Here is a 15,224-nt window from a genome sequence, read left to right on the forward strand (position 1 = left end):
TTTTGCGTAAAGAGAATGAAAAAGACGGTGAAATAAAATAAAAAATATTTACAGCCACTGCATAAATAAACAATAAAAATGCGGTTTATTAACTATCTATTTATCATAACTGCATAAAGATAATCTACTGTAAAATAAACCGTTCAATAACTGATATAGTGTTTAAAATTAACTGATTATAAAAAAAAATATCGCTCGCAAAAGCCTAGCTTTATTCATAAGATTCAATACATAAACTAGTGTAGGCTAGGTTTTTGGTTTATATGTTGGTCACTACTCAAGAAAATAACCCCTTTAGTAACAATATATAATGTCGAAAGTTAGCCTCATAATAAAGATAGTTACAGTGTAAATACACTGTCAACCAAGTATTTGATGAGTAATGGCTATATATAATGATAAAGGTTACTCTTACTCAATATGTAAAATACAGGCTTTATAAAAAACAAAAAATCAGTTATTTCAAACTTTCTTTTTAAAAGGAAAAGGTAACATCTATGGCATCAGTAAATGGTTCTCCTTCGGTTATACTCAGTAATGTCGCGCATATTATTCAGCAGAAAGTTGACAGTAAAACAGCGCCTTTAGTCGAGCAGTTTGCTCATATCCTTTATGGCAGTATGTCAACGCTAGATCTTGACCATCGTAATGAAAGCGATATGTATGGTGCGGTACTTAGTTTGTGGAGCTCACTTAATGAACATAAAGATGATGCGCCTATCATTCATGTTTTTAATCCTTCAGTAAGTAAAAATGGCTGGAAATCTAGTCATACCATTATTGAAGTGATTATTCAGGATATGCCATTTCTAGTAGACTCTATCCGTATTGCCTTAAACCGTTTAGGTTTATCACCGCATTTAATGTTAAATGCCCCTCTTAAAATTATCCGTGATAAAAAGCACGAGGTGACTAAACTAGCTCCCATTGTTGATAATAAAATTAAAGCAACGTCAGAAGAAACGGTTTTTTTAATTGAAATAGACCGTCAAGCAACCCAAGACGAGCTAGACGTGATTAAAAGCACTCTATTATCTGTAGTTGAAGATATTCATTTAACCGTCAGTGATTGGCAGCCTATGTTAGCGTGTTTAAATGCAGTCATTGAAGATGTGAAACAAACCAGCTACCCCGGCAGTAAAAAAGAAAAAGAAGATACCTTACGCTTTTTAAGCTGGGTTGCTGCTAATAACTTCACCTTAATGGGATATCGCTCATATAATCTCAATGCGGTAAAAGGTGATATTTCACTTGATGCGGACATTGAATCTAGTCTTGGTTTAATGAAAAATTCACAAGGCTCAGCGCCACTTTTAGTCTCAAGCTTAAGTGAGTCAGGTCGTAAAATAGCCTTGGGTAAAAATCATCTGGTGTTAACCAAAACTAATTCACACTCTCGAGTACATCGCCCAGCGCAATTAGATTATATTGGTATTAAACGTTTTGATGAGCAAGGTAATGTCATTGGTGAAGCACGTTTTATTGGCCTGTTTGGCTCGGCTTTTTATACCAGTAGCGTTTTAGACTTACCTTTTATAAACGTTAAAGTAAAAGCAGTTTGTGACGCTTCTCTTTTTGCCAAGGGTACCCATAATTATAAAACGCTGATTAATATTTTAGAAACGTATCCCAGAGATGAAGTTTTACAGTCGACTGTTGAAGAGCTATTGCATAGCGTAACAGGCATCTTACAAATGCAAGAACGTGACTATACTGGTTTATTTGTGCGTCGTGATGCTTTTGATCGTTTCTATTCTTGTATGGTTTATGTACCAAGAGAGCGCTACAACACACAATTACGCATAGAAACGCAAAAGTTATTACAAACAGTATTTAAGAGTAATGAAGAGGTTGATTTTACTACCTTTTTCTCGGAATCGGTTCATGCAAGAACTCATTACATTGTGCAAGTAAATTCAACAAAAGTAGACTTTAACGTGAAAGAAATTGAAAAAAATCTAAATGAAGCGGCACGTAATTGGGACGATAAATTAGTGAGCGCTTTAGGGGTGCATTACGGTGAAGCAGAAGCAAAAGCATTAAGTCGTAAATATGTTAAATTTCCGCAAGCTTATAAAGATGAGGTGTTACCAGGCTCAGCCATTGTTGATATAGAAAAGCTTGAAAATATTAGCGCAGATAACAGTTTAGAGATGCTTTTTTATCAACCACTGGAAGAAAAGTCAGATAGTCGCTTTGTAAAATTAAAGTTATTTCACAAAGGTGATCCCATTCACTTAAGTGATGTACTGCCTATGCTTGAAAACTTTGGTTTACGTGTTATTGGCGAAAGACCTTATGAAATTAAAACGACAGAAGAGGAGACTAGTTGGATACTCGATTTTTCAATGTATCTAACGGGTGAAGGTAAGTTTGATATTTATAAAGTTAACACCCTGTTTCAAGACGCGTTTGCAAAAGTTTGGCATGGCAATCTAGAAGACGATGGCTTTAACCGCTTAATTTTAGGTGCCGGTATTGAAGGACGTGCGGTGTCAGTATTACGTGCCTTTGCTAAATATGAACGTCAAATTGCTGGTCGCTTTAGTCAAAGCTATATTGAAAATACTTTCTCGCGCTACCCAGAAATTGCTGAATCACTGATCAACTTATTTACGTTACGCTTTGATCCAAAGAGTAAATCAAGTGCAACAGCAAAAGAAAAAGCCACGACTAAGTTATTAGCAGATATTGAAAGTTCACTTGATAACGTGGCTAACTTAGATGATGACCGTATCATTCGCCGTTTTGTTGAAATGATTAATGCCACTATTCGTACTAACTACTTTCAGGCAGACCCTGTTACGGGTGATAAACCCTATATTTCATTTAAAATATTGCCAGAATTAATTAGTGAAATGCCACAACCAGTGCCTAAATTTGAGATTTTTGTTTATTCGCCGCAAATTGAAGGGGTACATTTACGTGGCGGTAAAGTGGCTCGTGGTGGCTTACGTTGGTCTGACAGAAGTGAAGATTTTCGCACTGAAGTGCTTGGCTTAGTGAAAGCCCAGCAAGTAAAAAATAGTGTGATTGTCCCTGTTGGCGCTAAAGGTGGTTTTGTGTGTAAACAACTACCTGAAGGCTCTCGCCAAGAAATATTTGAAGCAGGAAAAGCGTGTTACCGCACCTTTATTCGCGCGTTATTAGATATCACCGACAATATTGTGGCCGGTGAGATAGTGCCGCCTAAAGACGTAGTACGTTTAGATGAAGATGATGCTTATTTAGTTGTTGCTGCCGACAAAGGGACGGCAACATTCTCTGATGTTGCTAATGCTATTTCTGATGAATATAACTTTTGGTTAGGTGATGCTTTCGCCTCAGGCGGTAGTGTTGGTTATGATCATAAAGCGATGGGGATTACCGCAAAAGGCGCATGGGAGTCGGTTAAACGTCATTTCAGAGAAATGGATATTGATTGTCAAACGACCGATTTTACCTGTGTTGCTATTGGTGATATGGCTGGTGATGTATTTGGTAATGGTATGTTGTTATCAAAGCATACTCGGTTACAAGCAGCCTTTAACCATATGCATATTTTTATAGATCCAAATCCTGAAGCAGCAAGCTCTCATACAGAGCGCAAACGTTTATTTAATTTACCAGGTTGCTCATGGGACGATTACAATAAAGCCCTTATCTCTGACGGCGGAGGGGTATTTAGTCGTCATGATAAAGCCATTAAATTAACGCCAGAAATTAAAAAAATGATTGGTACCCAAAAGCAAAGCATGGCACCTAGCGATTTAATACAAGCACTATTATCAATGAAAGTTGATTTACTGTGGAATGGTGGTATTGGTACCTATGTTAAAGGCAGCAAAGAAACTGATCTTGAAGTCGGTGATAGAGCGAACGATACGTTACGTATTAATGGCGTTGATTTACAAGCTAAGGTTGTCGGCGAAGGGGGTAACTTAGGTTTTACCCAATTAGGGCGTATTGAATATGCGACTAATCGCGGCCGTATTAATACCGACGCCGTCGATAACGCCGGTGGTGTTGACTGCTCAGATAACGAAGTGAATATTAAAATATTACTCAACACCTTAGTGAAAAATGGTGATTTAACGGTTAAGCAACGTAATAAACTGCTTTATGATATGACCAAGGAAGTCGGTGATATTGTTATTGAAGATTGTTACCGCCAAACTCACTCGTTATCTATTACGGCAATGCGTGGCGTTAATCAATTAAAAGAGCAAGTGCGCTTTATTCAAGAATTAGAGCGTTCAGGTAAATTAAACCGAAGTTTAGAGTTTATCCCTGATGATGAAGAAATCGCTGAGAGGTTATCACAAGGTCGAGGATTAACTCGTCCAGAGTTAGCTGTACTGCTTGCTTATAGTAAAATGGTACTAAAAGATGATTTAGTCCATGCTGAAATTACCGATAACCCATACCATAACCGTTTACTTTTTGAGGCGTTCCCTGCACAGTTACGTGAAAAATATCAAACAGAAATGCAGCAGCATCCGCTACGTGCCGAAATTATTGCGACTAAACTTGCCAATAAAATTGGTAACGACATGGGCTTTAATTTTGTTAACCGTATGCAAGAAGAAACAGGCGCTAGTGTTGCTGAAATAGCTAACTGTTATACCATTGCTAGCGCGGTGTTTGAGCTAGGGACTTTTTGGAATGAAATCGTCGCGTTAGATAATCAAATCTCAACCGCTATTCAAACAGAAATGTTATTCCAGTATCGCAGAACAGTGCGTCGAGTAACTCGTTGGTTCTTACGTCACCGTAATAAATCACTGCCTTTAGCTGAGTCTATTGCGTTGTATCAACCTACCTTTACTATTTTGTCAGAAAAATTAGCAGACTTTGTTGTTAGTGATGAAATTAATGCGTTAACACGCATTGCCAGTGATCTAATCGACGCGAATGTGCCTACTGCTATTGCGACACGAGTTGCCCAATTAAGTACGTTATTTTCAACGATGGATATTGCTGAAATCGCACATGAAAATAGTTGTACTGTTGAGCAAGCGGCTAGTTTGTACTTTAAACTAGGTGCTCGTCTTGAGTTACATTGGTTCCTTGACCAAATTACTCGTCAACCCGTAGCTAATCATTGGCAAGCGCTGGCGCGTGCCTCATTTAGAGAAGAGCTTGATTGGCAACAACGTTCACTAACATCGGTGGTGTTACGTTGTCAATGTGATGCTCAATTTACAGAATTAGATCAGTTGATTAGTGAGTGGATTAACACTAATGAGCAACCACTTGAGCGCTGGAAACACATTTTAGCTGATTTTAAAATCGGGCAAACCCATGACTTTGCTAAGTTCTCAGTTGCCTTACGTGAGTTAATGTTATTGAGCCTAAATTGCCAATCTGTTACACCTAAGAAAAGCAAAAAAAAGGGTAATAATAACGCAACAGTAAGTTAATTTAAGCCAAACAGAGCAAGTTTATTGTAATGCTCGGTTTAACTGATAAAATCCTCGCCTAGCGGGGATTTTTTATTTCAATTATTTGCAATCGAGGCATTATGTTTTATCCAGCCATTCGTAAAGTACTTTTTCAGTTTGACGCTGAAACCATCCATGAATTAACGATTAAAGGCTTAAAAAGCACAGGGAAGTCGCCATTTAATAGACTTTACAAGCAACAAGTACAAAATAAGCCAGTTACCGTTATGGGGATTAATTTTCCAAATCCGGTTGGCTTGGCTGCAGGTCTTGATAAAAATGGTGAGTGTATTAATGCTTTTTCAGCCATGGGTTTTGGTTTTGTTGAAGTGGGCACGGTAACGCCACGTCCACAACCGGGTAATGACAAACCACGTATCTTTAGATTACCAACGGCTAATGCGGTTATTAATCGTATGGGCTTTAATAACAAAGGAGTGGACTACTTAGTATCACAAGTACACGCGGCTAATTTTAACGGTGTGCTAGGTATTAATATTGGTAAAAACAAAGATACACCTGAAGAAAATGCCAAAGATGATTATTTGCATTGTATGCGTAAAGTCTATGATTTGGCTTCTTACATTACCGTGAATATCTCTTCACCAAACACTCCCGGTTTACGTTCATTGCAATATGGTGATGCACTAAATGAATTATTATCAGCGTTAAAAGCCGAGCAGGGCATTTTAACGGAAAAGTACGGTAAGTATGTCCCCCTTGCTGTTAAAATTGCCCCAGACTTAAGCAGCGATGAAGTGAAGTCAATTGCCAAATCGTTAATTGATAATGGTATTGATGGCGTTATTGCCACGAATACCACCTTGTCACGAGAAGGTGTTGAAGGGTTAGAATTTGGTGATGAACAAGGCGGTTTAAGTGGACAGCCGGTTAAAGATAAAAGCACGCAAGTGATTAAGTTATTAAGTGAAGCACTTGATAATAAATTACCCATTATCGGCGTAGGTGGCATTGCATCAAGTGACGATGCTAATGAGAAATTGCAAGCAGGTGCTAGTTTAATACAAGTGTATACCGGCTTTATTTACCAAGGACCGCCTCTAGTTAAAAACATAGTTAATGGTTTATAGGCTTTGTGATATTTTATCATGGCTCAGTGTTTAGCTGTCAAGGCTACTAATGGACATTACAACTTTTTAAGTCTTGGTATTAGAACTACTTGAAGTTGTCACACATTGCGTTAAGATAGACGGTTAATACCAATAAAAAACATATAATTAATTCATATATATTAGTAAGTATTATTAGTGAGTAATGTTATTACGTAATACTACTATTTAAGGGAGTATACCGATGAGTGTTCTGAAAAAAAGTATTGTAGCGGTAACAGTAGCAGCAAGTTTATTAACAGCAACTATTAGCATGGCGCAGCCAGCAAGCTCTGAAAAACATGCCATTAAAGCGACTGAATTACGTCAGTCAGTCTTTAAACTATTAGGCAGTAATATGGGTCCTTTAGGTGCAATGGCTAAGGGTAAAATACCGCTTAATGCTGAAGTAGTTGAACAAAATGCTATTCGCATCAATCAACTATCATTAATGATTGCAGACTATACACGCGTTGATACCTCAAAATTTGACGTGAAAACCTCAGCTTTAAATAAAATTTGGCAAGATCAAGAACATTTCGGTCAAAGTATTGATAAATTAACTAAAGCATCAGCAGCATTAATTGTTGCAGCCAAATCTAATGATGAAGGCACTCTTAAACAAGCCATTGGCGCGGTAGGTAAAACGTGTGGCGGTTGCCATGATGATTATAAAGAAGAATAACCCTAGCACCTGCTAAGATTATTACCCTAAAGCCCTCACATACGTCGAGGGCTTTTTTATATTCTACTTTTAAAATTCTATTGTTATACGTCCATTATTACCTAGAATTTAGTTTATATATGTATTAGACTAAGTCGCTTGTATTATAAAATAAGTATTATTTAACATAACTTTATAGGGATTTATTATGAAAAAACTATTAATCGTATCAACATTGTTAGCCTCTACTTCACTAGTGTCTACAGCCGCTTTAGCAGATGCACCAGGTAGCCAATCATGTGGTTGGGGTAACATGCTTTTTGCTGGTCAATCAGGCACTCCTAGCCATGTACTTGCTGCAACAACAAATGCTTCTACAGGTAATAACACTTTTGGTATGTCATTTGGTACTAATGGTTGTTCGACCACGGGTACGTTGACTTATGGCGGCAAAGAAATGATCGACTTAAGCATGATTATGGACGAGTTTAGTGAAGATGTTGCCCGCGGCGACGGTGAAGCTATTACTGCTCTTGCTGTTTCTTTAGGTGTTAAAGAAGCGGATCGTGCATTATTTAAAGCGACGCTACACAACAACTTTAATACATTATTTCCTTCAGAAAACGCTACAACAGAGCATGTAGTAAGCTCAATGTTTTCTTTAATGAAAAATGATGCAGCGTTAGTTAAATACACCGTTTAATACTCAGTATTTACCCATGAAAAAAGGCTACGGTAAGTAGCCTTTTTTATTCGCTAGATTTAATGTCAATTCATGCACAAACATGTCGATTAATTATAATTTTATGAAACGTAACGCGGTTCTTTTTCTAATAACATTAATAGTTTTTTTCTCTGTAAAAGCTTACTCACAACAAGCTCAAAAATCACATCAACAACTGGTTGAAGTGAGTGACAAAACACTGACTCAGTTATCTAAAACTGACCATTGGCGTGCGTTATTACATATTAATTCCCATTCAAAAGAGAGTGCGTTAGAAAGTTACGTTGATGATGTGAATTTCTTTTTAGCCAGTGATGGCGCAACCCATCCTGAAAGTGAATTAAGAGCCACCATATCAGCATTAAAAAATAACGCGGAAACACAATGTAAATTCCCCGCCAGAAGTGCTTTTTTATTGGCACAGATAAAAGGCTTACGTGAAGAGGTTAAGCCCGCTATTTGTCAAGAGTATGTCGATTGGCGAAATAAGCTAAATACCGCCAATGTAGTACTCGTTTTTGCATCAGCGCAATTAAACAGTCCTTCCTCTATGTACGGGCATACTTTCTTACGCTTTGACCCCGCCAGTGTAGAGCAAGACTCAACTTATCTTTCTTACGCATTAAATTTTGGTGCCACGGTATCTGAAGGGGACAGCGGTTTTTTATATGCCGCGCGAGGGTTAACCGGTGGTTATCCCGGTTATTTTGCCGCCAACCCATATTTTGAAAAAATTAAAGAATACAGCCGTTTAGAAAATCGAGATTTGTGGGAATACCAACTTAACTTAACTCGTGATGAAATAAACACCATGTTAGCGCATATTTGGGAACTACAAGGCATCAGTTTTGAATATTACTTTTTTGATGAGAACTGTTCATTTCGATTACTTGAATTACTTGACGTAGCTAGGCCAAATTTATATCTAGCTAACCATTTTCCTGTTACTGCTATGCCCTTAGATACGGTCAGAGTCGTCGAAGACGCTGGTTTAATTGCGCAAACACATTACCGCCCTTCAATATTGACTGAGTTAAAAGCACAACTGGCGATGTTAACAGATGAAGAAAGAAATATTACACTGGCTTTATCTAAAGATATTAGCCTGTTAGAGAAAAAGGTATTTACCGATTTACCTAAAGCACAACAACAACTTATTGTTGATAGTGCTTATCGTTATTTACGCTATCAAAACACCTTTAATGGTCGACCAAAAGCGACCACGCGCCGCAGTTTTTTATTACTAAAACAGCTCAATGAAAACCCAGTAACATTTACTATACCTATTGAACAGCCACAAAGACCTGACAAAGGGCATAAAACCGATATGTTAGGTGTTAGTATCGGGCAAAACTTAGGTAACTCGTTTGTCGAATTTAAATACCGAGGTAGCTTTCACGATTTACTTGATCCTATGCCTGGCTATTATCAAGGTATGTCATTGAATATGGTTAACGTGATGATCAGAGCTTATGAAGGAGGTAAGGTAAAAGTTGAAAACATAGAACTACTTGATATTGTCTCGTTATCCGCAAGAAACAGCTACTTTTCTCCTTGGTCTTGGAAAGCGAATATTAGTATTGAGCAACAATGGACATTAGATAAAGAAGTACTGATCACCCAAGGCTCTGGTGGTGGTGGTGTAAGTTACCAACCGATAGACAATAGTTATGTATTTTTATTTGCCACAGGTAGACTAGAGCTTAATGGTAAGCTTGATACTTATGCATCAGTTGCACCGGGCTTACATACCGGGTTTCTCTATTACTGGCCTAAAAGTACGTTATTAATTGAAGCAGAGCATTATCAATTCTTATTCGACCAAACCAAACGTAGTCGGGTAAGTTTACAGCAAAGTGTGCAACTTGGTGATAATGATAGTTTACGCTTTTCAGCAGATTTTCATCATGTTGAAAGTACACTACATGATAATAAGGCTTTTCAAGAGTTTACGCTGGAATACCGTCGTTACTTTTAAAGAACTTAATGCTTATTAATCAGCTCTATTAACGAGTCTATAAGTAGCGGACTAAATCCTGCTAACGGGTGTTAGTAAAATTACACCAGTGATGTCAGAAAAATTAGTCGCTACTTCGCTTATTATTAATCTTGCTATTAAAAATAAAACTCTTCAATAACCGGTGCATTAATAACGACTAACCAGTACACAAAAGCCGCACAAGCGATGGCGATGATACAGCCAAGCAGTATTTTTGAATGAGGAATAGCGTCAGATGCGTTCACTTGCTCAGCGGTTTTTTTACCGGTGATCATCGGTACCACTAAATTATCTTTCTTAACCCGCCAGTAAAAAGTAATAGCAGCGATATGTAAGACAATAGCGGCAATCATAAAGTCAAAAACATTATGGTGTATAAACAACATTATTTTTTCTAAGTCGTTACTGATACTGCCATAATAAGGGCCTGATGAATAAACATCGTCATTAATAAATAACCCACTGACCGCCTGTAATGAGATAAGTACTATCATTAACACAACCATTAAAGCTCCCATTGGGTTATGACCTGGTGTTTTGCTGTTTGGGTTGCGCACATAATTGATCAGTCTTTTAGGGGAGGGAATAAACTGTGCAAATCGCGCATGTTTAGGACCGACCACACCCCATAAAATTCGAAAAACAATTAATGCTAAAGCAACAAAACCTAATTGCATATGAATATCAATTAAATCATCACCTTGCTCCGCGGTATACCAAGAGCCGAGTATAGTGGCAGCAAAGCTCCAATGAAAAATTCGTAAGGGTAAATCCCAAATGAGGTATTTTTTTGTCACGTGATAACCTTAGTTAAGTTAATAAATAGTTAAGTTAATAAAGCCTAGATAAGCCATAGTGATATTCTACTCAAGTTGTCTGTTGATGTTAAGTGACCAAATGTATAATGACAACCTAGACATTAAAAAAGCCGATAATGATAATTATCGGCTTTTTTATCGCTATTTACCTTAACAACCATGCACTTAATAAGCGGTTAGTTAAGGGTTAGAGAGTGTTAGTAACTTTCATTATGAACACTTAATACCGCGCGACCCGATGGATCAGCATTGTTTTTAAAGCTTTCATCCCAAGCAAGCGCTTCTTCAGTACTACAAGCGACTGACTTACCGCCAATAACACAATCAGCAGCTGAGGCTAACGGGAATCTTTCTTCAAAAATACAACGATAGAAGTAACCTTCTTTATTATCAGGGGTATTTACTGGAAATCTAAAGCTGGCATTTTCAAGTTGTTTATCGGTCACTTGTGCTTCAACATGGGCTTTTAAGCCATCAATCCATGAGTAACCAACACCGTCAGAAAACTGCTCTTTTTGACGCCATAAAATCTCTTTAGGTAAGTAACCTTCAAATGACTCACGTAAAATAGCTTTTTCCATTTTACCATTGCCACATAATTTATCTTCAGGGTTGATGCGCATCGCAACATCCATAAAGTTTTTATCTAAAAATGGTACACGTGCTTCAATGCCCCAAGCCGACATGGATTTGTTAGCGCGTAGGCAATCAAATTTATGTAGTCGCTCAAGTTTACGGTTAAGTTCTTCATGGAACGCTTGTGCATTTGGCGCTTTATGGAAATACAAATAGCCACCAAATATTTCATCAGCACCTTCGCCAGAAAGTACCATTTTAATCCCCATAGCTTTGATTTTACGCGCCATTAAGTACATCGGGGTAGAGGCACGAATCGTGGTAACATCGTAAGTTTCTAAATGATAGATAACTTCTTTAAGTGCATCAATACCTTCTTGTTCAGTAAAAATAACACTGTGATGAATAGTACCAATACTATCGGCTACTGTTTGAGCGGCAATTAAGTCTGGTGAGCCAGCAAGACCACAGGCAAAAGAATGCACTTTTGGCCACCATGCTTCAGCTAAATCATTATCTTCAATACGACGAGCCGCAAATTTTTGGGTAATCGCTGAAATTAATGATGAATCTAAACCACCCGATAACAATACACCGTAAGGTACATCAGTCATCAAATGACTTTTTACCGACTCTTCTAACGCTTCACGAATTTTTGTGGTGCTAGTGGTGTTGTCTTTTATTGCAGCGTAATCTTGCCAGTTGCGTTTATAGTACTTTTGTACTTTACCAACACGGCTATCTAAAATATGCCCAGGAGGAAATTCACTTACTGTTTTACAGATAGGCATAAGTGCTTTCATTTCTGAAGCAACATAAAAGTTTCCTTCGCTATCATAGCCAGTATACAACGGAATAATACCAATATGATCGCGGGCGATTAAGTATGAATTATCTTTTTCGTTATATAAAATAAAAGCAAACATACCTTGCAGTTTGTCAACAAAATCAACACCAAATTCTTCATATAAAGGTAAAATTACTTCACAATCTGAGGCTGTTTGAAAATCATAATCAACGTTTAACTTGCTCGCTAACGCTTTGTGGTTATAAATTTCACCATTGACGGCTAATACATTGGTTTTGTCGTTATTGTATAACGGTTGAGCGCCATGCTCAGTATCGACAATAGATAAACGTTCATGCACTAATATGGCATGTTCGCTATGATAAATACCTGACCAATCAGGACCGCGGTGACGTAAAAGACGAGAACATTCTAACGCTATAGGACGAAGTGCATCAGCACCTGTTTTTATATCTAATATACCAAAGATCGAACACATTGAAGCGCTACTCCTTTAATTATTGTTGAATTGAATTGTGAGTTTACTATGTTTGTTGAGTACGTTGACTAAATATATAAGTTAAATAAGTAGGTTAAGTAAATACTCAGAGGTGATACAGTGCCACATTGACAGAAAAAAACAAGACTTTTAAAGTAAAGTTTTTACACCCATTGTTATACGGCAACGGGAAAGAACAAAAAGTGGACGATAAGAGTCATTAATTATTTCTCTTATCGTCCACTTTCATCACTGTTTGGCTTTCGTGGTTAATTTAGGTAGTTAATTATCATGGGTAAACGTCCACTAAATTCCCCAAGATTAACAAGCAGTAGTTGTTAACCGTTAATTACTTTAAATATATGACTAAAAGAAGATTTTCCATAAATGTCTATATGTAAATGTAGTTTTCGCGCAATATCGCTAGATGATATAACACCTCTGATATGATGATGTTCTCTATCTAAAACTAGGCAATGGCGTAAGCCATAATTTTCTAAAGCAGCCACTACATCATTAACGGTAGCGACTTCTAGTTCAGCAAAATCAAACGCATGCAGCATGTCTCTTGGTACCATTAAATCACTAACCAATACATCCTTTCGATCAGTGCCTTTAGCCACTTCAGCGACGATATATCGTTCTGATAATTCTTCAGTACTAATAATGCCCATGAAATCATTAGTCTTTGATAACACTATTTGCATTCTAACGTGTGCTTGAAACATTAAATTTAATGCTTCAACCGCGGGCGTAGAATCTTCAATGACTAGTGCTTTATGAGTTTTAAAATCAGTAAATATATTTTTAGCAGGAGATGTTAACGTTGTTTGTTCAAAATGTTCAGGAGAAACGACTTTGTCGATTAAATCTAAATCAAATAATTGTAATTTTTTCATAATAACCTCTTAATTTAGTAAAATATATCAGCCCTTAATAGGCTTAAGTATATGTAACACTAGTTATTTTGTATATTGTGTAATTATTTTTTTTTCAAGATGATAAATTTTTTGAGCGTTATTTAGTGTTAATGAGTAAAAATAAATGCCACTTAACTAAGCCTAGCCCCCCTTATATGCAAGGGGACTATGCCTGTTTTTATACTAGGCAATCAGCCAGTTAGCAGCAAAATAAACACCAACATAACCTACCGTGTATGCGGTAATTAAATAGAAAGCATTACGTAAGTAACTAATAAAGTTTAACTCTTTAATTTTACTCATCGCGATAATACCTGCGGCAGAGCCAATAACTAAAATTGAGCCACCAACGCCTGTAGCATAAGTTAACATTAACCACTCAGTAGTTTTCATCTCAACTTCTGATTTTAATAAGGCAGCGGTTAACGGTACGTTATCAATCACAGATGACATAAAGCCAACTAAATAGTTAACGCCAATCGCAGGGAAGTGTTGATATAACTGAGTAAAACCATTAAGTACGCCAATTTCTTTTAAAATACCTACCAGTAATAACACCCCTAAAAAGAACAGCAGCGCATCGTATTCAACTTCACGTATATAGTTTAAAGCATCTTTATTGTTTTTATTAGGCAGCATATTAGCGACTAAAAACATGACAGATAAACCAAATAAGAAGGTTAATACCGGTGGAATTTGAAATAACACATTAGCTAATAACGTTGCTGAAATAGTTAACACAAAAATGACGGCAATAATAATATCGGATCTATCAATTTTAATGCGAGTTTGAGCCAGTTCAACTTCACCGGTAAGTTTCATCGATAATAAGGTGGCAAGCGTTAGCACACCTAAGAATGATGGCACGACAAGAATTAGTAAGTTAGCAATAGTTACTTTGTCTTCTAAAAATATCATTAAGGTAGTGACATCACCGGTAATAAGCGAGACACCACCGCTGTTCACTGAAAATATAATTAACGTGGCATACTTTAAGCGTTTCTTTACCTCTAATTGTAAATTCATTACCACGGCAATAGAGACTAAGGTGGCGGTAACGTTATCGGCAAAAGAAGAAAATACAAAAGCGAATATAGCAATAACGAACATTAAACCACGTTCAGATATTTGTTTTGGCAATATTCTTTGTACTAGTGCTGAAATAAAACCTTTACTATTTAAGTAAGCAACAAAAGTCATTGCAGACATAAGAAAGAGCCATAAGGTGGCAATTTCAAGTAAGTTTTCATTAAGTTGATGGGTGGTGTTGCTGGTTAAGCTATTATTTATTGGAAAAATAAAAGCCAACATCCAGCAAAGTGTACCAATAAAGAGTGTTGTTTTTGCTTTGTTGATGTGAATTATATCTTCAGTAATAATCATCAAAAAACTGATGATAACTAAGATAAGAATAACAGTATTAATCATAATAAGGGCTACTAACGCGCTAAGTTGGCTGTTATAACAAATTAATTGTTAGTGAACAGTCCGGCTTAATTAAAAGGGAATGCGATACTCGTTGAATGCTACTTATGTGTAGCACATATCGTATTGATTGCTGTTTACCTAATGAGCTAACGGTGGTCCACGATTACAGCAAGGTAATACCTGACTTTGTTTGTTTTTGAGAGCGTTTTTTTTAATAACTAGGTCGAGGTAACGGCTAGTATTTATAGTGATATTAGTGTTAACAAATAGATAGGGT

9 protein-coding genes are annotated in these 15,224 nt (G+C 37.0%); 5 read left to right on the top strand and 4 right to left on the bottom strand.

Translation table 11 applies throughout. The features are described 5' to 3' along the window. Positions 1-497: 497 nt before the first annotated feature. The 5 genes from FCS21_RS12535 to FCS21_RS12555 all read left to right on the top strand — a co-directional run bounded on the left by FCS21_RS12535 (position 498) and on the right by FCS21_RS12555 (position 9,898). Positions 498-5,402, top strand: coding sequence for an NAD-glutamate dehydrogenase (locus FCS21_RS12535; protein ID WP_138623891.1), 4,905 nt, complete (start codon positions 498-500; stop codon positions 5,400-5,402). 101 nt (positions 5,403-5,503) lie between these two features. Beyond that, entirely contained in the window at positions 5,504-6,514 is a 1,011-nt protein-coding gene (gene pyrD / locus FCS21_RS12540) for a quinone-dependent dihydroorotate dehydrogenase (protein WP_138623892.1), read from the top strand. A gap of 223 nt (positions 6,515-6,737) precedes the next feature. Beyond that, complete coding sequence (locus tag FCS21_RS12545; protein ID WP_138623893.1) at positions 6,738-7,217, top strand: c-type cytochrome; 480 nt, start codon at positions 6,738-6,740, stop codon at positions 7,215-7,217. 187 nt (positions 7,218-7,404) lie between these two features. Beyond that, on the top strand, positions 7,405-7,899 hold the full coding sequence (locus FCS21_RS12550) for a DUF3015 domain-containing protein (RefSeq protein ID WP_138623894.1): 495 nt from the start codon (positions 7,405-7,407) through the stop codon (positions 7,897-7,899). 103 nt (positions 7,900-8,002) lie between these two features. Continuing rightward, complete coding sequence (locus FCS21_RS12555) at positions 8,003-9,898, top strand: Lnb N-terminal periplasmic domain-containing protein (protein WP_171035703.1); 1,896 nt, start codon at positions 8,003-8,005, stop codon at positions 9,896-9,898. Between the two features lie 137 nt (positions 9,899-10,035). On the opposite strand, the gene FCS21_RS12560 is transcribed toward FCS21_RS12555, so the two are convergent. From FCS21_RS12560 to nhaD, 4 genes are all read right to left on the bottom strand, one after another. Next, a complete protein-coding gene (locus FCS21_RS12560) occupies positions 10,036-10,716 on the bottom strand; it encodes a cytochrome b/b6 domain-containing protein (RefSeq protein WP_138623896.1) in 681 nt (226 codons plus the stop codon). Positions 10,717-10,934: 218 nt separating this feature from the next. Continuing rightward, on the bottom strand, positions 10,935-12,599 hold the full coding sequence (asnB, locus tag FCS21_RS12565; protein WP_138623897.1) for an asparagine synthase B: 1,665 nt from the start codon (positions 12,597-12,599) through the stop codon (positions 10,935-10,937). A 338-nt stretch (positions 12,600-12,937) separates the two neighbouring features. Further along, on the bottom strand, positions 12,938-13,498 hold the full coding sequence (locus FCS21_RS12570; protein WP_138623898.1) for a CBS domain-containing protein: 561 nt from the start codon (positions 13,496-13,498) through the stop codon (positions 12,938-12,940). Between the two features lie 204 nt (positions 13,499-13,702). Continuing rightward, on the bottom strand, positions 13,703-14,947 hold the full coding sequence (nhaD, locus tag FCS21_RS12575) for a sodium:proton antiporter NhaD (protein ID WP_171035704.1): 1,245 nt from the start codon (positions 14,945-14,947) through the stop codon (positions 13,703-13,705). Positions 14,948-15,224 lie beyond the last annotated feature (277 nt).

It is taken from the genome of Colwellia ponticola, from assembly GCF_005885605.1.
Classification (GTDB): Bacteria; Pseudomonadota; Gammaproteobacteria; order Enterobacterales; family Alteromonadaceae; genus Colwellia; species Colwellia ponticola.